Raw genomic sequence first — 20,692 nt, 5'->3', positions numbered from 1 at the left:
GATCCGACGGGCGGATGGTCGCGCACACCACGGGCGCCCCGCGCGAGTGGCCGAAGCCCGAGGGACCGCTGCGGTCGCGTTCGGCGTTCGCGGCGGCGCACGTGGTTCCGCGCGTCCTGGGCGAGAACGTGCCGGGTGCGCCCGCCGACATCGACTGGGACGCGACGCTGTCCTACCGGCACCGGATCTGGTCCTACGGGCTCGGCGTCGCCGAGGCGATGGACACCGCGCAGCGCGGCATGGGGCTCGGCTGGCGGGAAGCCGCCGAGCTGGTGCGTCGTTCCGCGGCCGAGGCCCGCTCCGCCGGCGGGGTGATCGCCGCAGGTGCGGGCACCGACCACCTCACCGGGACCCCGACGCTGCGGGAGGTGCTCGCCGCCTACCGCGAGCAGGTGGAGGTCGTGGCGGACGCGGGGGCGCGGGTGATCCTGATGGCCTCGCGCGCGCTGGCGGCGGTGGCCCGCTCGCCCGAGGACTACGCGTGGGTCTACGGGTCTCTGCTGGACGAGGCCGACGATCCGGTGATCCTGCACTGGCTGGGGCCGATGTTCGACCCGGCGTTGCGCGGCTACTGGGGCACCGAGGACGTCCCGGCGGCGACGAAGGCGTTCCTGGAGATCATCCGCGCCCGGCCGGAGAAGGTCGACGGGGTGAAGGTCTCGCTGCTGGACGCCGATCACGAGATCGCGCTGCGGCGGGAGCTGCCCGAGGGGGTGCGGCTCTACACCGGTGACGACTTCAACTACCCGGATCTCATCGTCGGCTCGCGCGGGGAGTTCTCCGACGCGCTGCTGGGGGTCTTCGCCGCCATCCACCCGGCGGCCTCCGCGGCGATCCAGGCGCTGGACCGCGACGATCCGGCGACAGCGCAGTCCATCTTGGACAGCACGAAGGCGTTGGGCCGGCACATCTTCGAGGCGCCGACCTTCCACTACAAGACCGGTATCGCGTTCCTGTCGTGGCTCAACGGTCACCAGCCGGGGTTCGCGATGGCGGGCGGGTTGCACGCGGGCCGGTCGGTGCCGCACCTGGCCGAGGTGTTCCGGCTCGCCGACCGGGCGGGGTTGCTGGTCGATCCCGAGTCGGCAGAAGAGCGGATGCGCGGGTTCCTCGCATTGAGCGGAGTGCAGCGGTGAGCGATCTGACGAGGTTGTCGTTGAACATCGCCACGACGAAGCGGTGGACGCTGCGAGAGGCGGTCGACGGTGCCGTCCGCGCGGGCATCCCGGCGGTGGGCCTGTGGCGCGACCGGGTCGCCGAGGAGGGGCTGACCGAGTCGGCCAGGCTCGTGCGCGATGCGGGGTTGCGGGTGTCGAGCCTGTGCCGGGGTGGTTTCCTCACGGCCGCCGACGAGGCCGGCGCGCAGGTGGCGCTGGCCGACAACCGGGCGGCGATCGTGGAGGCCGCCGCGCTCGGCACGGACGCGTTGATCCTGGTCGTGGGCGGGCTTCCGGAGGGCGATCGGGACCTGGCCGGTGCCCGCGCGCGGGTGTCCGAGCGGATCGCGGACCTGGTCCCGTTCGCCCGCGAGCACGGCGTCCGCCTGGTCCTGGAACCGCTGCACCCGATGTACTGCGCCGACCGCGCGGTCATCTCCACCCTGACCCAGGCGCTGGACATCGCCGCTCCGCATCCGGCGGAGCAGGTGGCGGTCGTCGTGGACACCTTCCACGTCCACTGGGACCCGGCGCTGGCCGGGAGCATCGCCCGCGCAGGCCGGGAGAACCGCATCGCCTCCTACCAGGTCTGCGACTTCATCCTGCCGATCGCCCAGGACGCCCTGCTGTCCCGGGGCATGATGGGTGATGGAGTCGTCGACTTCGCCTCGATCACCTCGATGATCGACGCCGCCGGGTACACCGGTGACGTCGAGGTGGAGATCTTCAACGCCGAGATCTGGGACTCGCCCGGCGACCAGGTCCTTTCCGCCATGATCGCCCGCTACGGCGATCTCGTGCTCCCGCATCTGAGATAACGCCTACTGGATCCGAACACCCCACGTCAACCGTTTGTCAGGACATCCGCACCTGTTGTCGCACGTCGACCCGGCACGAACAGGGCTCTTTTCGTCCACAGTGGGCATTCGTCGCGGAACTGCTTCGCGCGAACGGCTCTTGACAGCGTTGTGAGGCAGCGCACAGCATTGATCCGCGCCCACGCGTCCCTCTAGACGAATCGAGGCCTACGCCGAGATGAAGATCGGAGTAGCCGGGGTCGGTCGGATCGGCTCCATGCACGCCACGAATCTCGCCGCGCTCGACGACATCGACCAACTGCTGCTCTTCGACCCGGTACCGGGCAGGGCCGAGACCACCGCCACCGACCTCGGACCGCCAGCCACAGCGGTGACCACTGTGGACGAACTCCTCTCGGCCGACGGGGTGCTGATCGCCACCCCGACCGGCACGCATGCCGACCTGGTGCGCGCAGCCCTCGCCGCGAGAACCCCCGTGCTGTGCGAAAAACCGCTTGCCGCAGATCTTTCCACGATGTCGGCGCTGGTCGACGAGATCGAGGGCTCCGGCGTCCCGGTGCTGGTCGGGTTCCAGCGCCGCTTCGACCCCGACACCGCCGAGGTGCACCGGCGGCTGCGCGACGGATCGGCCGGTTCGGTGTACCTGGTGCGCGCGGTGTGCAACGACCACCTGCCACCGCCGAGGGAGTTCGTCGCCACCTCGGGCGGGTTGTTCCGGGATTGCCTGATCCACGATCTCGACGCGGTGCCGTGGCTGCTGGGCGAACCGGTCACCGAGGTCTACGCCTCCGGATCGGTGCTGGTCGACGAGGCGTTCCGGGAGGTGGGCGACGTGGACAACGCGGTGGTGTCGCTGCGGTTCGCCGGTGGCGCGCACGCGCTGCTCTCGGCCGCCCGGCACGACCCGGTGGGCTACGACTGCCGCCTGGAGGTCTTCGCCTCGCGCGACACGCTCAGCATCGGGCTCGACGAGCGCACTCCGCTCAACACCGTCGCGGGCACCGGTCCGCAGCGTCCCTGGACGTCCTTCACCGAGCGCTACCACGACGCCTACCTGCGGGAGGCCCGCGTGTTCCTCGACGTCATCGCCGACCGGGCCGAGAACCCGTCGCCGCCGGGGGAGGCGCTGGTCAGCCTGCGCCTGGCCGAGGCGTGCGAGGAGTCGCTGCGCGTCGGCAAGCCGGTGGAGGTGGGCGCATGACGTTCAAGGTCGCGGCAGCGCCGATCTCCTGGGGCGTGAGCGAAGTCCCCGGCTGGGGCCGGATCCTCGAACCCGAACGGGTCCTCTCCGAGATGGCCGGTCTCGGCGTTCACGCCACCGAGCTCGGACCGCCCGGTTACCTGCCGGATCCGCCGACCATCATCGGCAGGAACGGGTTGGAGCTGGTCGGCGGCTTCCTCGCCGTCCCGATGCATGACGCGTCCCTGGCGGACGGCAGCGTCGCCGAGGCGTCCGCGACGGCGAAGAAGATCGCCGCCGGTGGAGGCGAGATCGTGGTGCTCGCGGCGGCCACCGGACTCGACGGCTACGACGAACGGCCGCAGCTCGACGACGCGCAGTGGGCGACGCTGCTCGACACCTGCCGCCGCATCGCCGAAGTCGTCGCCGCCGAGGGCCTGCGCGTCGCGATGCACCCGCACGTCGGCACGCACGTGGAGACCGAAGCCGAGGTCGAGCGCTTCCTCGCCGACTCCCCGATGTCGTTGTGCCTGGACACCGGGCACCTGCTGGTCGGGGGGACGGACCCGGTCGCGCTGGCCGAGCGGCATCCCGCGCGCATCGGCCACATCCACCTCAAGGATGTCCGAGCCGATCTGGCCGCCGAGGTCCGCGCCGGGCGCGCGGGTTTCGCCGACGCCGTCGCGCGCGGCCTGTTCGTGCCGCTCGGGGACGGCGACGTGGACATCGAGGCGATGGTCCGCTCGGTGCACGCGGCCGGCTACCACGGCTGGTACGTGCTGGAGCAGGACACCGCGCTGGGGCCGGATTCCGACGACTGCGGCCCCCGGCGCAACACCGCGCGCAGCCTGGTCCACCTGGACGAGGCGTTCTCCCGGATCCGGGAAGGCCGATGACCTCACACCGCGGACCCGCGACGACGCGGTTGCTGCCCGTGCTCCTGATCGGAGCGCTGGCGCTGGCCGGGTGCACCGGCCCGAAGGCGTCCGGCCCGCTGCCGGGTGCGCACCAGCAGGCCGACACCCGCGACGGACCGCTGCGCATCGCCGTGGTCAGCCACAGCACGCCCGGCGACGCGTTCTGGAACGTGGTGCAGAACGGCGCCGAGCAGGCGGGGCGGGATCTGGACGTCGAGGTCCAGTACCAGGCCGATCCCGACCCCGGGAACCAGGCGAAGCTGGTGGACAACGCCATCGCCCAGGGCGCCGACGGACTGGTGGTCTCGCTCGGCGGCCCGGAGGCGATGCGGACCTCGGTGACCAACGCGGTGGCCGCCGGCATCCCGGTGATCACCATCAACGCCGGCGAGGAGGTCAGCGCCGCCTTCGGCGCGATCACCCACGTCGGGCAGAGCGAGACGGTCGCGGGAAACGCTGCCGGACAACGGTTCTCGCAGGCGGGCAAGCGCAAGCTCCTGTGCGTGATCCACCAGGCCGGGGTCGAGACTCTCGCCCAGCGCTGCGACGGTGCGCGGGGAGGTTTCACCTCGGGGGAGGTGGTCGACCTGCAGGTCGACATCAACAACCCGACAGACGCGCAGTCGCGCATCAAGGGCGCGCTGCAGTCCGACCCGTCCGTGGACGGGGTGCTCACGCTCAACCCGCAGGTCGCCGCGAACGCGGTCAACGCGGTGCGCGAATCGGGTTCCCGGGCGGCGGTGTCGACCTTCGACCTCAACGGCGACGTGGTCGCCTCCATCCAGGCCGGCGAGCTGCTGTTCGCCGTCGACCAGCAGCAGTACGAGCAGGGCTACCTGCCGGTGGTGTTCCTGAAGCTGTTCCTGGACAACGCCAACACCGTCGGCGGTGGCGAACCCGTCTACACCGGACCGGGTTTCGTCGACAAGTCCACCGTGGACGTCGTCGGCGAGTACGCGCGACGCGGAACGAGGTAGGCATGAGCCGGCATCTCACCCGACCGGAGCTGGGCGCGGTGATCGGCGCGATCGGCGTGTTCGCGTTCTTCTCGCTGCTCACCGACGAGTTCCTGTCCCCGCTGGGGACGGCGACCTGGCTGGACGACTCGGCAACCCTGGGCATCATGGCCGTCGGTGTGGCGCTGCTGATGATCGGCGGCGAGTTCGACCTCTCCGCGGGTGTCATGACCGCCTCGACCGCGCTGGTCACGGCGATCGTGGCCACCGAGCTGGGGTGGAACGCCTGGGCCGGGCTGGCGCTGTCGCTGGTGTTCGCGCTGCTCGTCGGTGCGTGCAACGGGCTGCTGGTGATGCGCACCGGGTTGCCGAGCTTCATCGTCACGCTCGGCACGTTCTTCGCGCTGCAGGGCCTCAACCTCGGCGTGACCCGCCTGATCACCGGGACCGTGCAGGTCTCCGGCATCCGCTCGGCACCCGGTTACGAGTCCGCCGGGTTCGTCTTCGCCTCCACCCTGGACATCGGCGGCACGTCGTTCCAGATCTCCATCGCGTGGTGGATCGGGGCGGCGCTGGTGGCGTCGTTCCTGCTGCTGCGCACGCGGTTCGGCAACTGGGTCTTCGCCGTAGGCGGTTCGTCGGCGAGCGCCCGCGCGGTCGGCGTCCCGGTGCTGGGCACCAAGGTCGGGCTGTTCATGACCACCGCGCTGTGCGGGTGGCTGGTGGGCTCGATCAACATCCTGCGGTTCACCACCGTGCAGGCCAACCAGGGCGTGGGCCTGGAGTTCCAGTTCATCATCGCCGCCGTCATCGGCGGGTGCCTGCTCACCGGCGGTTTCGGATCGGCCATCGGCGCCGCGGTCGGTGCGCTGATCTTCGGCATGGTCCGGCAGGGCATCGTGTTCGCCCGCTGGGACAACGACTGGTTCTTCCTGTTCCTCGGGGTGCTGCTGCTCGGCGCGGTGCTGGTCAACAACTCCTTCCGCCGCCGCGCGGAACGGCAACGGGGGTGAGGCGATGACTCCGCTCCTGCGAGCGCGCGGCATCGGCAAGAACTACGGCACGGTGACCGCCCTGGAGGACGTCTCGACGGTGGTCAACGCCGGTGAGGTCACCTGCGTGCTGGGCGACAACGGCGCCGGCAAGTCGACCCTGATCAAGATCCTCGCCGGTGCGCACCAGCACGACGCCGGGGAACTGCTGTTCGAGGGGTCGCCGGTGCGGTTCGGCTCCCCCAGGGAGGCTCTGGACCGCGGGATCGCGACGGTGTTCCAGGACCTGGCGGTGGTGCCGCTGCTGAGCGTGTGGAGGAACTTCTTCCTCGGTTCCGAGCCCGGCAGGTGGGGGTTGATCGACCGCAAGCGGGCTCGGGAGACGACCCGCACCGCGCTCGCCGAGATGGGCATCGAGCTGCGCGACGTCGAGCAGCCGGTGGGCACGCTCTCCGGCGGTGAGCGGCAGTGCGTGGCGATCGCCCGGGCGGTGCACTTCGGCGCGAAGGTCCTCATCCTCGACGAGCCGACCGCCGCGCTGGGCGTCAAGCAGGCCGGGATCGTGCTCGAGCACGTCGCCCGGGCCCGCGACCGGGGGCTGGGCGTCGTGCTGATCACCCACAACCCGCACCACGCCTACCCGGTCGGCGACCGGTTCCTGCTGCTCAAGCGGGGGCGGAGCCTCGGCAGCCACGAGAAGCAGAACATCACCCTGGACCACCTGACCCATCAGATGGCGGGTGGCGCGGAGCTCGAAACCCTCACCCGCGAACTCGAATCCGACTGACCCTGGCCAACCCCACCTCGACCCGATACCCTACCAAGCACTTGCTTGTCCCGATTTCTGCTGAAACCCGGTCCCAGGTTTCCGCTGAAATCGGGGTTTCCGGTTTCCGCTGAAGGGCGATGTCGGATTTCCACTGAGATCGGGAGTGGGGTTTCCACTGAGATCCGGTGGTGGTCGAGGTGAGGAGGCGAAGTTGGCGACGTTGCCGCTGTTCCGGCTCGATGGCCGGGTCGCGTTGGTGTCCGGGGCCGGGCGCGGGATCGGGGCCGCCACGGCGTTGGCGCTGGCGGAGGCCGGCGCGGACGTGGCGGTGCTGTCCCGCACGCCCGACCAGATCGAGGCGGTGGCCCAGCAGGTCCGCGAGCTGGGGCGACGCGCGGTGGCGATCCCCACCGACGCCGGGGACGCCGAAGCCGTGGCCGGGGCGGTGGCCCGGGTCGCCGAGGAGCTGGGCGGCATCGACGTCGTGGTGAGCGTGACCGGCGGGTCGATGCCCCGGCCGTTCACCCACACCCACGACGAGGCGCTGCGGAAGTCCTTCGAGAACAACGTCGTGCACGGGGTGCGCCTGGTGCGGGAGGCCGTGCCGCACCAGGCGAAGTCGGAGGCGGCGAGCGTGGTGATGGTCTCCAGCAGCACCGGGCACCTCGTCGGGCGCGGCTACCTCGCCTACGGCGCGGCCAAGGCGTCGCTGGACCACGCGGTGCGGATGATGGCCGCGGACCTCAACCCGCGCATTCGCGTCAACGCCGTCGCTCCCGGCGCGATCCTCACCGAGGCGCTGGAGGTCGCGGCCGCCGACCCGGAGATGAAGGCGACGCTGGAGAACCACACCCCGCTGCGCCGGATCGGCGTTCCCGAGGACATCGCCGCGGCGATCCTCTACCTCGCCTCCCCCGCCTCCTCCTACGTCACCGGCCAGGTCCTGGCGGTGGACGGCGGGCTGGTCGCGCCGAACATGCCGCTGCCGATCCCGGACGTCGAGATCTGAGGCCGATCGGGCACGACGGGATTCGTTCATGGACGGTTCGGGGCAGAACCGCCCCTGCCGCGTTCCGCGAACGCCACCCGGCACGCGGTATCCGAGGTGAGCACCCGGCGGTAATTTCGGGCCGGGTGCAGGGACGGGAGCCGCGGCGTTCGCGCGCGGTTCCCACGCCGCCGCTGCGGGAGGAGCCGCCGTGCGTGATGACCTGGACGTGCTGATCGTGGGAGCCGGGCTGTCCGGGATCGGCGCCGCGCACCAGCTCCGGTCCGCCTTCCCCGACCTGGACTACGCGATCCTCGAATCCCGCGATGCGCTCGGCGGGACCTGGGACCTGTTCCGCTACCCCGGCGTCCGCTCCGACTCGGACATGTTCACCATGGCCTACCGGTTCCGGCCGTGGCCCGGCGCGCAGTCCTTCGCCGGTGGCCCGGCGATCCGCGACTACGTCCGCACGACCGCCGAAGGCGCCGGCATCGACCGGCGGATCCGCTACCGGCACCGGGTGCTCAGCGCCTCCTGGTCCAGCGACGAGGCGCGCTGGACGGTGCTGGCCGACCACGACGGCGAACAGGTGCGGCTGACCGCGAAGTTCCTCCACCTCTGCGCCGGCTACTACCACTACGAGCAGCCGCACGCGCCCGAGCTCCCCGGCGTCGAGCGCTTCACCGGCACCGTGGTGCACCCGCAGCACTGGCCGGAGGACCTCGACCACGCGGGCAAGCGGGTCGTGGTGATCGGCAGCGGCGCCACGGCGATCACCCTGGTCCCGGCGATGGCCGACGACGCCGCGCACGTGACGATGCTGCAGCGCTCACCCGGCTACGTGGTGTCGGTGCCCGGCCGGGACCCGCTGCTGCCGCACCTGCGCGGCAGGCTCGGCGAACGCGCGACCTACGCGCTCGTGCGCTGGAAGAACATCCTCTACAGCGCGGGTTCCTACCGGTTGAGCAGGGCGTTCCCGAAGCGGATGAGCAAGGCGATCCGCAAGGCCGCCGCCAAGCGGCTCCCGGCGGACTACGACGTCGACACGCACTTCAACCCCCGCTACGACCCCTGGGACCAGCGGATGTGCCTCGCTCCCGACGGCGATCTCTTCGACGCGCTGAGCAGCGGCAGAGCCTCGGTGGTGACCGACCACGTCGAGGAGTTCACCGAGACCGGGATCCGCCTGCGGTCGGGCGCCGAGCTCGACGCGGACATCGTCATCACGGCCACCGGGCTTCGGCTGCGCGCGTTCGGCGGCATCTCCTTCACCGTCGACGGCCGCGAGGTCGCCCCGAGCGAGACGACCGTCTACAAGGGAGCGATGCTGTCCGGGATCCCCAACCTGGCGTTCACCTTCGGCTACACCAACCACAGCTGGACGCTCAAGGCCGACCTGGTGGGCGAGTTCGTCGTCCGGCTGCTGCGCCGGATGCGCCGCAACGGCCACGACCGGTGCGTGCCGGTGAAGGCGAGCAGGGGTGCGCACCCGATGATCGAGAACTTCACCTCCCACTACGTCCAGCGCGGCATCGACGCCTTCCCGCGCTCGGACGTCAAGGCACCGTGGCGGGTGAAGATGGACTACTTCCACGACCTGCTGGTGCTGCGGCACCTACCGGTCGCCGACCGCGACCTGCGGTTCGGCCGGAGTCAGTCGCACGCGATGCCGTCGCCGTCGCTGTCCAACGTGGACGAATAGCCGGTGTCGCCGCGCCGCAGCGGCGCCACTCCGGCGGCCCTGGCCTGCTCGCAGGTGGCGTAGTGGGCGGGCAGGACCTCCTCAGCGGGCGGCGGCACGGGCGCGGCCTGAACGGCGCTGCACTGCCGGCCCCACAGGCCGCGGCCCGCGGTCTTGGCCGTGGCCTCGGCCTGGGTGAGCTCCGAGGCGAGGCCCTCGGCGAGGAACGCCTCCGGGTAGAGCCGGGCCGCACCCTGCTGCAGGGCCAGCGACGAGTACTCGGCGCCGTCGGGCAGGGTCAGCGAGACCTCCGGTTCGGGACTGCGTCCGCTGCTCCAGCCGACGCCGAAGGTGACCTGCACCGTCTCCTCGCGCAGCGCGTCCTCGGCGAAGGTCCGCGCCTCGGAGCTCCAGCACTCGCCCGCCGCCGGGGCCTGCACGCCCGCGATGCGCACCACCTGCGGTTCCCGGCCGGGCACCTGGATGAGCACCCGGTCGTCGTCGAGGACTTCGCGCACCTGCGCCCGGTCCTGCTGCGGCGGGGGCGCGAGGACCGGCTCGGGCGTGATCACCGACGGAGGCGGCGAGCTCGGCTCCCGCAGCACCTGCGGACCCGCGGGCTGAGCCCGCTGCTCCGTCCCGGACAGCATGCCGACCACCAGCAGCATGATCACCGCGCCGAGCGCGCACGCTCCGGCGATGAGCGGGGCCTTCGCCGACACGCCCTTCCGGTGCCAGTAGGCCGCGACCGCGGGCCAGAGCGTCACCGGCCAGAGCACGCCCGCGATCAGCCCGGCCATCAGCCACGGCCACGCACGCCCCTGCCTGGCTCGCTGCCGCCAGAGCAGCGCGCTCATGACCACCGTCGCCACCATGCCGACCAGGTGGACGATCCCGAAGAACATCGGACCCCTCACTGCGCTCGCGTTCGCAACGATGATCCCTCACTCGATCAGGTGGTCGCGGCCCGATCCCCCGGAACTCCACCCCACCGGAGCAACCGTTCACACCTTCACCGCTGCGGGCGGCAGGACGCCGCCTCCGGGGGCACGCGAGGGCGAGTGGACGGAAATGTTCCGTTCCGCTATACGTATTCAGCTCACGTTCCGGGCTCTTCGGCGGCTGAACTGGGCGCGCACAGCGCAGGAGTAGTATTCGTATGCAGCCACTCCGAGGGGAGCCAAGTCCTTGATCACCAGCCGCGATGTGGCCCGCCTGGCGGGTGTTTCGCAGCCGACGGTCTCCCGGGCCCTCCGCGGCGATCAGCGCGTGTCGGAGGCTACCCGGGAACGCGTCCAGCGCGCGGCCGATGCGCTCAACTACGTGCCGAGCGAGACCGGCCGCAGCCTGTCGACCCGGGTGACCAAGCGCATCGGCGTCGTGGTCACCGACCTCACCAACCCGTTCTACCCGCACCTGATCGGTCCGCTGCACGACGAGCTGGAGCAGCACGGCTACCGGATGATGCTGTTCACCGAGCGGTCCGAGACCGCCGTGGCCAGCCAACGCCTGCTGGACCGCTCGATCGACGGCGTCGTGCTGGCGACCGCGACCATCGGGTCCCGGCTGCCCGACGACCTGCAACGGCGCGAGCTCCCGTTCGTGTTCCTCAACCGCGAAGCCGGAGGCCGTCCGGCCGACGCGGCGGTGGTGGACAACGAGCTCGGCGGCCGGCTGGTCGCCCGCGAGCTCGCCGAGCTCGGCCACCGCGACATCGCCCACATCGGCGGCCCGGCGGAGACCACGACCGGTCGCGAGCGCGAAATGGGTTTCCGCCTGGGCCTTTCCGAGGCCGGCATCGGTCTGCCCGAGGAATCCGTGCGGCGCGGCCCCTTCGACTTCGACACCGGGTACCGGGGACTCACCGAGATCCTGGCCGGGCCGACCCGCCCCACCGCCGTGTTCTGCGGCAACGACGTGATCGCGATCGGCGCGTTCAACGCCGCTCGCGCCCACGGCGTGCGCATCCCCGAGGACCTCACGCTCATCGGCTTCGACGACATCCCGATGGCGGCGTGGGAGGCGTTCGGACTCAGCACCGTGCACTACGACCTGGGAGAACTCGCCCAGGAAGCGGCGCGCCTGCTGGTCCGGCGCATCGAGTCCGACGACGACCCCGAGCCCCGGCGCACGCTGTTCACGCCGGAGCTCGTCCTGCGCGCCACCCACGCCGCCCGCTGATCAGCGCAGCCCTCCCCCGACTTCATCCGCTTCATGTGGATGAAACCAGGGGAAGGAGCGGCGTTTCCTCAGCTCTTCAGGCTCCGCAGCAGTTGCATGAGGATGTGGGTGAGGTTGTGGAGCACCATCCCCGGAGGCGCCTGGGCGCCCTGCTCGGTGGAGCCGACGATGGTCATCAGCGGCGCGCCGCCCGCGGCCTCGACGACCTGGGCGAGGCGAGCGGCCACCTCCGGGTCCGACGGACCGCTGCGGCCCATGGCCACCGAGAGGTCCGCGGGCCCCACCAGGACCGTGTCGACGCCCTCGACGGCGAGGATCTCGCTCGCGTTGTCGCACGCCTGCGGCGTTTCCAGCATCGGGACGACCATCGTGGTGCGCTCGGCCTGCGCGAGGTGCTCGGCGATGCTGTTGGTGCCGAAGCGGCCGGCACGGCTGTAGGTGGCGAAACCGCGCTCGCCCAGCGGCGGGTAGTGCGCCGCCGCCACCACCTCCCTCGCCTGCTCGGGGGTGTCGACGTGCGGCACGATCACCCCCTGCGCGCCGAGGTCGAGCACGCGCAGCACCAGCGCCGGTTCTTTCTCCCCCACCCTGACCAGCACCGGGAGCCCGTGGGCGTCGGCGATCTGCAGGTGCTGCTGCAGGCTCAGCAGATCGGCGGGGCCGTGCTCGCAGTCGATGACCGCGTAGTCGAGCCCGGCCACGGCGGCCATCTCCAGCAGGTTCTCCGAAGGCAGCCGGAGCAGGCCGCCGTGCAGCCTCTCGCCCGCCCGCACTCGCTGCTTCAGGGTCGTCATCGCGCCACCATTCCCGCCGACAGGTCGATGTCGGCTCCGCACATCCCGCGCATCTGCAGCATCGCCACGAGCGCCTGCCCCACTTCTTCCTCGGTCACCATGCGCCGCAGCAGCGCGCGGGAGACGAACTCCTGCTCGGCGGCGGCCTCGGTGATCCCGCTGCGTTCGGCCTCGAGCCGGAAGTTGCGGGTCATGCGCGGCCCGTCGACCGGCCCCGGCGACAGCGAGTTCACCGTCACCCCGTGCGGGCCGACCTCGCCCGCCAGCGTCGTGGTCAGCCCGATCACGGCGGTCTTCGAGGCGCAGTACGGGGTTCGGCGCAGCAGCGGGCGCTTTCCGGACACCGAGGCGACGTTGACGACGTCACCGCTGCCCCTCTCGACCATCTGCGGCAGGAACGCCCGGCACATCAGGTAGACGCCGCGCACGTTGATGTCGAAGACCTCGTCCCACTCGGCGGGTTCGATCTCCAGCAGCGGTTTGACGGGACCGGCGACCCCGGCGTTGTTGACCAGGATCGAGATCTCCTCCCCCGCCAGCTCGCCGGCGAGCGCCGCCACCGAGTCCGGGTCGGAGACGTCGCAGGTCGCGGCACGTCCGTCGAGACCGTCGAGGGTCTCCTCCAGGGTGTCGCGCTTGCGGCCCACGGCGACGACCCGGGCTCCGGCGGCCGACAGCGCCCGGGACATCGCACGCCCCAGCCCGTTGCCGCCGCCGGTGACCAGGGCCGTTCGCCCGGTGAGCGGTGTGGTCATCGTTCTCCTCGTTCCAGTAGTTCCCCGATCAGCGCGCCCACCACGGCGGGTCGTTCCAGCGGGAGCAGGTGCCCGGCCCCGGAGAGCACGTGCAGCCGTCCGCGTCGGGCGCTCCTGACGATCTCCTCGTGGAAACCGCTCGGGCACAGCGCATCCCGATCGCCGCACAGCACCCGCACCGGCCCGTCGTAACCGGCGATGGCGTCGAACGCCTCGGTGCGGGTCGCCTGGGCGGCGAGCTGGGCGCGGAAGGTCACGGGCCCGATCCGCCCGGCCATGCCCAGGAACCGCTCCCGCAGGGCGCTTCGGGGTTCGGCGAACATCGCGGGCAGGATCTCCTCGACGACCCCGTCGAAGTCGGCCGCGGCCTGCCGCTCCCACGCCCGTCGCTGGTCCGGCCGGGGCGCTCCGGCGTTGGTCGACAGGGCGCCGAACGCGCTCACCCGCTCCGGCGCCCGCCGCAGCACCTCGAACCCGACGATCGCGCCGAGGCTCAGCCCCACCAAGGTGAAATCACCGTCCACTGCGGACAGAACTTGCTCGGCCATGCCGCCGATGGTGGGTTCGGTGGTCTCCGCGTGCACCACCTCGCCCGGCAGCTCCGGGAGGTCCGACCAGAGGTCGGCGTCGCAGAGCATGCCGGGCACCAGGACGATCGGGCTCACTTGCCCACCGGTCGCGGGATGAGGTGGAACGGGGCCAGGTAGCCGTTGTGGTCGACGCCGACACCGGCGTCCGCGGCCGCCTTGACGACCTCGTCGTCCCAGTCGAGCCGGACCCGGCCGTCGCCGCTGTTGATGATGAGCATGCTGGCGGTCTCGTCGGAGACGTTGCGGACCTTGCGCCACGCACCGGCGGGAACCGAGAGCATGTCCCACGGACCGAGCCGCACGGAGACCTCCTCCTCGCGATTGAGGGTCACCTCCCACTCGCCGTCCTTCACCATCAGAACCTGCGTGCCCGCGTGCCGGTGGGTGAGCATGCCCTCGTCCGGGGCCGCGCGCAGCCAGGAGATGTTGTGGCCGTGCGGGTTGTAGATGCGCGGTTCCTGCAGCCGGTCCTCGGTCATGCCGAAGCCGATGACCTGCGTCAGCTCGGCCGCCCCGCCCGGCAGCGCCGAACCGAGCAGCGCCCGGGCCGACCACTCCAGGTCGTCGGCGGTGGCGACGCGCTTGCGCATCTTCTCCACCGGGAAGGAGCTCAGACCGGCGATGTCCTCCGGGCTCATCGGCCGCTTGAGCTCGACGTCCTCGGGCTTCTCATCGCCGGCGACGGTGTCGACGAGCCGGTTGTCCTCGGTCAGGAACAGGCCGTGCCCCTCGGCCTCGCGCAGCACGCTCGGACCCCAGATGATGCCGCCGGTGTCGTCGTGCCCGAGGGCGGTGAACAGCCAGCCGTCGTCGGGCCCGATGTTGGTGAAGCCCCGGAAGATCCAGGTCGGGATGGAGGCGATGTCGCCTTCCCGCAGCACCAGCTCGCCCTCCTGCCCGTCGGCGCCCCAGCGCAGCAGGAACTCGCCACGGAAGCAGATGAACACCTCGGCGGTGAAGTGCAGGTGCAGGTTGTTGACGATGCCGTGGGGCATCGCGGCCGCGCCGATGTTGTAGCCGTGCGCCTCGCGCAGGTTGACCACCTGGTTCGGGCTCTGGGTCACCCCCGGCCCGATCATCGAGTAGTTCTCCTTGCGGTCGGAGCCCGGTGTGCGGCAGTCGATGAACGCCTGGTTGCACGAGACGAAGTCCGATCGCCGGATCGTCCGCCGCTCCAGTTCCTGCCGGGTCACCTCGACCTGAGACATCAGCACCTCCGTGTGAATACGTATGTATGGATGGAAGCCGTTGTGGAGAGCCATGTCAAGAGGACTCGGGAAACCGTCTACGCGTGCCGTAGGGTTCGGCCGTGACCCTCAACCAGCTGCGCGCGTTCCTGCTGGCCCACCGACTCGGCACGTTCACGGCGGTGGCCGGCGAGCTCGACATGGCCCAGCCGTCGGTGTCCGAACTCGTCCGGAGGCTCGAAGAGGAGCTGGGAACCGCGCTGTTCGTCCGCGGCAGCCGCAAGCTGACGCTCTCCGAAGCCGGGCGCGAACTGCTGCCCCACGCCGAGCAGGCCCTGGCGGCGGTCGACCACGGCAGCGCGGCCGTGCGCGCGCTCAACGCGCTCAGCGGCGGCACGGCCACGTTCGGGCTGCTGCGCAACGCCGACTACTACCTGCTGTCGGACCTGGTCCGGCAGTTCCTCGACCGCTACCCCGACGTCAAGGTCCGCCTGGTGGGGCAGAACTCGGCCGAGACCGCGGCGGCGGTCCGCGACGGCGATCTGGAAGCGGGCCTGGTCGTGCTGCCCATCGACGACGAGGCCCTGTCGGTCACCCCGCTGGCACGCGACGAGGTCCTCTACGTCAGCCCCGACCCCGAGCGCACCCGACGCCCGGTCGCGGTCGAGGACCTCACGACCGCACCGCTGATCCTCTACGACGCCCGCTACGGCTGGGCCGATCCGACCCGCCGCCAGCTGGCCGAACGAGCCCAGCTCGCGGGGGTGGCGCTGGACGCCGGGATCGAGGTCGAGCACGTGGAGTCCGCGCTGCGGCTGGCCGCCCAGGGCATCGGCGACACGATCGCCTCCCGCGCGGTGGTCAACAGCCGCCGCTTCCCGGCCGAGCTGCACACCGCGCCGTTCGCCGAACCGCTCTACGACACGATCGCCCTGATCCACCGCCGCAACCGCACGCTCTCCCCGGCCACCGGCGAACTCGCCCGCCTCGCCCAGGAGACCCTCCTCGAAGGAGGAGCCTCCTGGGCGGACGGGTGTTCTCACGACCTGCGCGCAAGCGGCGCAGCCGCGAGAGAGAACAACCACCTGAGCAACCCGCACCGCCGCGGGTTCTCAGACGTCGCCTGGCGAGTGGCGCCCGGACCCAGGCGGCGTCTGAGGTTCCGCTACCCGCACCGCTGAGCAGAACGAGCGCGGAACCCGATCACTCCATCGGTTTCCCCGTGGTGAGGTCGAGGCGGTAGCTCTCCTCCATCCACTTGATGACGACGACCAGGGAGATCACCGCGGCGACCGCGAGGTAGCCCCAGACGGCGTAGATCGTGCCGAAGGTGCTCACCAGCAGTGCCGAGACGAACGGCGTGATGCCGGAGAACAGGGCGAACGAGCAGTTGTACGCGACGCCTCCGGCGCTGAACCGGGTCTTGGTCGCGAACAGCTCGGCCACGCAGACCGTGACGATGCCGGTCAGGAAGAACTCCGGGATCACGTAGATCAGCTGCGCGATCACCGCCGCGGTGAACGTGCCCATCTGCGCGACCGCGAAGGCCACCGGGATCAGCACGAGCGCCGAGAGGTACCCGGTGATGAGCATCGGACGTCGACCGATCCGGTCCGAGAGCGCACCCGCCAGCGGCAGCAGCGGGATGATCGCCGCGACCGAGATGGCGTTGGAGCCCAGGGCCTCGGCCCGCGACAGGCCGACGTTGGACGACAGGAACTCCGGCAGGTACGTGACCCAGGTGTAGGACACGATCGCCAGGGTGATCGACGAGCCGCAGAACACCAGCATCTCGCGCCACTGCGACCTGAACGCCTCGGTGAGCGGCGCCTTGACGACCTCCGCGCCGTCGGCGGTGGCCTTGACGAACTCGGGCGTCTCGCCGACGCGCTTGCGCACCCAGAGCCCGACGAGGCTCAGCGGCAGCGCGAGCAGGAACGGGATCCGCCAGCCGTAGCTCTGCAGCGCGGCGTCGTCGAAGACGGCGGCGGTGAGCGCGGAAATGCCCGCGCCGCCGAGGATTCCGACGAACACGCTGATGGAGACGAACGAGGTGTAGTAGGCGCGTCGTTTCGGTTCGGCCCATTCCACGACGAACGCGATGGCGCCCACGTACTCGCCGCCGGAGATCAGGGCCTGCATCATCCTCATCGCCAGCAGCAGCAGCGGGGCGAGCATGCCGACCTGCGCGTAGCTGGGCAGCACACCGATCAGCGCGGTGCACAGACCCATCAGCGCGATCGTCCACAGCAGAACGCTCCGGCGACCGAAGCGGTCACCCCAGCGCCCGAGGATCATGCCGCCGAGGGGGCGGATGATCGTGCCGATGGCCAGGATCGCGTACGTGCTCAGCACACCGACGACGGGATCCTGGGAGGGGAAGAACACCGGTGCCATGACCGGTGCGAGATAGCCGTAGATGCCGAAATCGAACTGCTCGACGAAGTTGCCGATCACGCCGGCCGTGACGGCTCTGCGCATCGGCGCTGGGGACTGTGCCTGCTTTTCGGGCACGGGAGTTGAAGTCGACAAACGTAGCTCCGAGATCCGGGGCGGGCATCTTCGCCCGCGCATGCCTGTTGCTCGATCGGACGAGTCGGCGGATTCGCAAGAGAGTCGCAGCGCCCGAATCGTGTGTCAAGCCCCACATGCATACGGATGAATTCATGATGCGGGAGGATCAGGCCAGTTCGACACCGGCTGTGCATACGGATTAGCAGATCGTGATCGCATAGGGTTGTCCTATGCCTCTTACAAGGAACTCCACTCTTGTCCTGTGGTCCAGGCCCGCTTAGCGTTCGCCTCATGCGATTCAGCTCACGGCTGCTCGGCGACCTGGCCGGGCGGTTCGAACACCTCAAAGCACCCGCCTCGGACGCACCCGAGGCGCAACAGGATCCCCTTGTGGCGCAACGCGTCTCGGAGATGCTCGGCGAGATCGAACGGGACGGCTTCGACGCGGTGCTGCGCTACGCGCGCGACCTGGACGGCTGGAACGAGCCGGACGTCGAGCTCGGCCAGGAGGCCATCAGGGCTTCCGGTGACGCGCTCACGCCCGAGCACCGCGCGGCGCTGGAGCTCGGCGCCGAGCGCACCCGGCGGTTCGCCGACCTGCAGCGCGCGGGCCTGTCCGACGCCGAGGTCGAGCTCGCCCCCGGCCTGACCACCGGGTACCGCTACGTGCCGGTGCAGAGCGTCGGCGCCTACCTGCCCGCGGGCCGGTTCCCGCTGACCGCGGGCGCGTTCATGACCGTCGGCGTGGCCAAGGCCGCCGGGGTGCCGACCGTGGTGGCGTGCCTGCCGCCCGGCAAGAACGGCGAGGCGGACCCGGCGGTGGTGCACTCCGCGCACCTGTCGGGCGTGGACCGGGTGTTCGTGCTGGGTGGCGTGCAGGCGCTCGCGGCGATGTCGTTCGGCCTGCTCGGCGAGGCGCCGGTGGACATGATCGTCGGCGCCGGCAACGCCTTCGTCGCCGAGGCCAAGCGGCAGCTGTTCGGCCGCGTGGCCATCGACCTGCTGGCCGGACCGTCGGAGGTCGCGGTGATCGCCGACGAGACCGCCGATCCGGAGCTGGTCGCCGCCGACCTGCTCGGCCAGGCCGAGCACGGCGTCAACTCCCCCGCCGCGCTGGTGACCACCTCCCGCGAGCTGGGCGAAGCGGTCATCGAGGAGGCCGACAAGCAGCTCTCCTCGCTGGCCACCGAGGAGATCGCCGGTCCCGCCTGGCGCGACTTCGGCTCGGTGACCTGGGCGCGGGACCGCGAGACCGCCGTGGCGCTGATGGACGACCTGGCTCCCGAGCACCTGGAGATCCAGACCGCCGACGACGACTTCTACCACGACTCGCTGCGCAACTACGGCTCGATCTTCCTGGGCACGTGGAGCACGGTCGCCTACTCCGACAAGGGCATGGCGGGCACCAACCACGTGCTGCCCACCGCGGGCGGCGCCCGGCACAGCGCGGGCCTGTCCGTGTCGCGATTCCTGAAACCGCTGACGTACCAGCGTGTTTCGAAGGAGGCGACGCCGCTGCTGGCCGAGGCCGTGGAGACCATTTCCGACTACGAGGGCATGGCGGCGCACCAGGCCACCGCGACGCTGCGGCTGGAGCGCCTCCGGGAAGGCGACGCACGATGACCGAGGTTTCCGAGCAGCCCGCGGGTTCCCCCGGCGGCACCATGGAGTCCGTCAAGCGCACGATGCCGAGCGATTTCAGCATCGCCGTGCGCCCCGGTGCGGGCGCGACGCTGGGCGGGGTGAACTACGGCGGTGAGCGCCGCCAGTCGATGGAGGGGTTCGAGGACGCCTACACCGACATCGTCGACTACATCGTCCGGATCACCCACCGCATCTGGGAAGACCAGGACATCGGCTACATCTACGACACCTACGCGCAGGGCTGCCGCCTCTACGACGACAGCGGCGTGAAGTTCGGGGTGGAGCGGCTGATCGATGGCACGACGCAGAGCATCAACGCCTTCCCGGACTGCCGTCACTACGCCGATGACGTGATCTGGGCGGGCAGCGACACCGAAGGGTTCGTCACCTCGCACCGGGCCATCAACATCGGCCACCACACCGGCCCCTGGCGCTGGGGCCCGCCCACCGGGCGCAGGCTGGAGACCTGGGTGATGGCCAACTGCGTGGTGTGGCAGAACGAGATCTACGAGGAGTGGGTCCTCTACAACACCGCGGCCAAGCTCCAGCAGCTCGGCATCAACGTGACCGAAGCGGCGCGCACCTACGCCCGCGAAGGCGGCCTCGTCCCGGTCTCCGAGCGCCCCTCCTCGGAGGCGCTGCGGCTGGTCGGCGGCCGCAAGCCGATCGTGCTGCCGGAACCGGACAACACGGCCGGTTTCGACGTGGAAGGCTCCGCGCGGGCGCTGTGGCACAACGTCTTCAACCGGCGGGACCTGAGCGCGATCGACCGGTTCTACGCCGAGAACGTCCGCTGGCACGGCACCACCAACCGCACCGGCTACGGCCGGTCGGACGTGCGCGCCATGGCCCGCAGCCTGCTGGCCACCTTCCCCGACCTGGGCGTGCAGGTCGACGAGGTGTACTGGATGGGCAACGACACCGACGGCTACAGCATCTCGGTGCGCTGGTCGGGTGCCGGCACGCACCGCGGCTTCGGCCTCTACGGCAAGCCCACCGGCCGGCGGGCTCACCTCTGGGGCATGTCCCAGCTCTACGTGATGCACGGCCGCATCGTCGAGGAGTGGTCGCTGTTCAACGAGTTCGACGTCATCGCTCAGCTCGTCAGCGAGGACGGCGGACCGGAACTCCGCTGAATCCCGCCTTCCACCCGGGTGTCCGCGATCCGTGGCCACCCGGGTGGATGAACGGGGCCCACGTTCCTGTGAAACGCTCCGGTGGCAGACTCGAGGAGCTGGACATTACCAACAGGTAATGGCACATTCGACGTTTGCACGCGCGGCCGCGAGGAGGCAGTGGACGTGAGCGGTTCCGAAGTCGACGTCCTGCTCGACGGGCTCCGGCAGCAAGGCTGGGAGTCCTACGTGTTCGGGCCGCGCGACGACCCGAGCGCCGTCGGCATGGCCCACCGCTGGCAGACCTGCGCCGACGTCCTGGTGCTGCACGCCGAGGACGAGGCCACGGCCTACCGGATGCCGCTGTGCCCGAACGCCGACCTCTTCGCACCCGAGATCGTGTCCTGGCACTACCACGCCCCCGCCGAGTGGACGATCCGCGCCGTGCTCTCGC

General features: G+C 70.8%; 20 protein-coding genes. 14 read left to right on the top strand and 6 right to left on the bottom strand.

The genetic code is table 11. The features are described 5' to 3' along the window. The first annotated feature begins 14 nt into the window (after nt 1–14). The 9 genes from E1202_RS27540 to E1202_RS27500 all read left to right on the top strand — a co-directional run bounded on the left by E1202_RS27540 (nt 15) and on the right by E1202_RS27500 (nt 9,479). A complete protein-coding gene (locus E1202_RS27540; protein ID WP_132686256.1) occupies nt 15–1,136 on the top strand; it encodes a dihydrodipicolinate synthase family protein in 1,122 nt (373 codons plus the stop codon). 5 nt (nt 1,137–1,141) lie between these two features. Continuing rightward, the gene (locus E1202_RS27535) at nt 1,142–1,975 is read left to right on the top strand and encodes a sugar phosphate isomerase/epimerase family protein (protein ID WP_207918947.1); all 834 of its coding nucleotides are present in this window, start codon (nt 1,142–1,144) and stop codon (nt 1,973–1,975) included. Between the two features lie 217 nt (nt 1,976–2,192). Beyond that, the gene (locus E1202_RS27530) at nt 2,193–3,176 is read left to right on the top strand and encodes a Gfo/Idh/MocA family protein (RefSeq protein ID WP_132686243.1); all 984 of its coding nucleotides are present in this window, start codon (nt 2,193–2,195) and stop codon (nt 3,174–3,176) included. Then, nucleotides 3,173–4,051, top strand: coding sequence for a TIM barrel protein (locus E1202_RS27525; protein WP_132686242.1), 879 nt, complete (start codon nt 3,173–3,175; stop codon nt 4,049–4,051). Before E1202_RS27530 ends, E1202_RS27525 begins: the two co-directional genes overlap by 4 nt. Further along, nucleotides 4,048–5,049 carry a sugar ABC transporter substrate-binding protein gene (locus tag E1202_RS27520; protein ID WP_132686241.1) on the top strand — a complete coding sequence of 334 codons (1,002 nt, stop codon included), beginning with the start codon at nt 4,048–4,050 and terminating at the stop codon, nt 5,047–5,049. The genes E1202_RS27525 and E1202_RS27520 overlap by 4 nt, the downstream gene beginning before the upstream one ends. A 2-nt stretch (nt 5,050–5,051) precedes the next feature. Next, complete coding sequence (locus E1202_RS27515; RefSeq protein WP_132686240.1) at nt 5,052–6,041, top strand: ABC transporter permease; 990 nt, start codon at nt 5,052–5,054, stop codon at nt 6,039–6,041. A gap of 4 nt (nt 6,042–6,045) precedes the next feature. After that, entirely contained in the window at nt 6,046–6,807 is a 762-nt protein-coding gene (locus E1202_RS27510) for an ATP-binding cassette domain-containing protein (protein ID WP_132686239.1), read from the top strand. Between the two features lie 193 nt (nt 6,808–7,000). After that, complete coding sequence (locus E1202_RS27505; RefSeq protein ID WP_132686238.1) at nt 7,001–7,798, top strand: SDR family oxidoreductase; 798 nt, start codon at nt 7,001–7,003, stop codon at nt 7,796–7,798. Nucleotides 7,799–7,988: 190 nt separating this feature from the next. Then, nucleotides 7,989–9,479 (top strand): flavin-containing monooxygenase, encoded by a 1,491-nt coding sequence (locus tag E1202_RS27500; RefSeq protein WP_132686237.1) that lies wholly within the window; start codon nt 7,989–7,991, stop codon nt 9,477–9,479. Here the strand turns inward: E1202_RS27500 and E1202_RS27495 are convergent. Beyond that, a complete protein-coding gene (locus tag E1202_RS27495) occupies nt 9,431–10,363 on the bottom strand; it encodes a thermonuclease family protein (RefSeq protein WP_132686236.1) in 933 nt (310 codons plus the stop codon). The two genes, E1202_RS27500 and E1202_RS27495, sit on opposite strands and share 49 nt — an antisense overlap. A 283-nt stretch (nt 10,364–10,646) precedes the next feature. On the opposite strand from E1202_RS27495, the gene E1202_RS27490 reads away from it, so the two are divergent. Then, entirely contained in the window at nt 10,647–11,639 is a 993-nt protein-coding gene (locus tag E1202_RS27490) for a LacI family DNA-binding transcriptional regulator (RefSeq protein ID WP_132686235.1), read from the top strand. Between the two features lie 68 nt (nt 11,640–11,707). Here E1202_RS27490 and E1202_RS27485 read toward each other — a convergent pair whose 3' ends face one another. From E1202_RS27485 to E1202_RS27470, 4 genes are read right to left on the bottom strand one after another with little or no spacing between them, the layout of a single operon-like run. Then, on the bottom strand, nt 11,708–12,433 hold the full coding sequence (locus E1202_RS27485; RefSeq protein ID WP_132686234.1) for an HpcH/HpaI aldolase family protein: 726 nt from the start codon (nt 12,431–12,433) through the stop codon (nt 11,708–11,710). Continuing rightward, nucleotides 12,430–13,188: an SDR family NAD(P)-dependent oxidoreductase gene (locus E1202_RS27480; protein WP_132686233.1), complete on the bottom strand. Its 759-nt coding sequence runs from the start codon at nt 13,186–13,188 to the stop codon at nt 12,430–12,432. Before E1202_RS27480 ends, E1202_RS27485 begins: the two co-directional genes overlap by 4 nt. Next, the gene (locus E1202_RS27475; RefSeq protein WP_207918944.1) at nt 13,185–13,853 is read right to left on the bottom strand and encodes an alpha/beta fold hydrolase; all 669 of its coding nucleotides are present in this window, start codon (nt 13,851–13,853) and stop codon (nt 13,185–13,187) included. The genes E1202_RS27480 and E1202_RS27475 overlap by 4 nt, the downstream gene beginning before the upstream one ends. Further along, complete coding sequence (locus tag E1202_RS27470) at nt 13,850–14,986, bottom strand: cupin domain-containing protein (protein WP_132686232.1); 1,137 nt, start codon at nt 14,984–14,986, stop codon at nt 13,850–13,852. Before E1202_RS27470 ends, E1202_RS27475 begins: the two co-directional genes overlap by 4 nt. A gap of 101 nt (nt 14,987–15,087) precedes the next feature. On the opposite strand from E1202_RS27470, the gene E1202_RS27465 reads away from it, so the two are divergent. Next, the gene (locus E1202_RS27465; RefSeq protein WP_132686231.1) at nt 15,088–16,146 is read left to right on the top strand and encodes a LysR family transcriptional regulator; all 1,059 of its coding nucleotides are present in this window, start codon (nt 15,088–15,090) and stop codon (nt 16,144–16,146) included. A 22-nt stretch (nt 16,147–16,168) separates the two neighbouring features. On the opposite strand, the gene E1202_RS27460 is transcribed toward E1202_RS27465, so the two are convergent. After that, a complete protein-coding gene (locus E1202_RS27460) occupies nt 16,169–17,446 on the bottom strand; it encodes an MFS transporter (protein ID WP_132686230.1) in 1,278 nt (425 codons plus the stop codon). A gap of 324 nt (nt 17,447–17,770) precedes the next feature. Here E1202_RS27460 and hisD point away from each other — a divergent pair, with 324 nt between their 5' ends. From hisD to E1202_RS27445, 3 genes are all read left to right on the top strand, one after another. Continuing rightward, nucleotides 17,771–19,102 (top strand): histidinol dehydrogenase, encoded by a 1,332-nt coding sequence (hisD, locus tag E1202_RS27455; protein ID WP_132686229.1) that lies wholly within the window; start codon nt 17,771–17,773, stop codon nt 19,100–19,102. Then, nucleotides 19,099–20,259, top strand: coding sequence for an ester cyclase (locus E1202_RS27450; protein ID WP_132686228.1), 1,161 nt, complete (start codon nt 19,099–19,101; stop codon nt 20,257–20,259). The genes hisD and E1202_RS27450 overlap by 4 nt, the downstream gene beginning before the upstream one ends. 165 nt (nt 20,260–20,424) lie before the next feature. Beyond that, on the top strand, nt 20,425–20,692 hold a 268-nt coding region (locus E1202_RS27445; RefSeq protein ID WP_132686227.1), incomplete at its 3' end, for a hypothetical protein.

Source organism: Saccharopolyspora karakumensis, from assembly GCF_004349225.1.
GTDB lineage: Bacteria > Actinomycetota > Actinomycetes > Mycobacteriales > Pseudonocardiaceae > Saccharopolyspora > Saccharopolyspora endophytica.
This window is presented reverse-complemented; position numbering and strand designations above follow the sequence as displayed.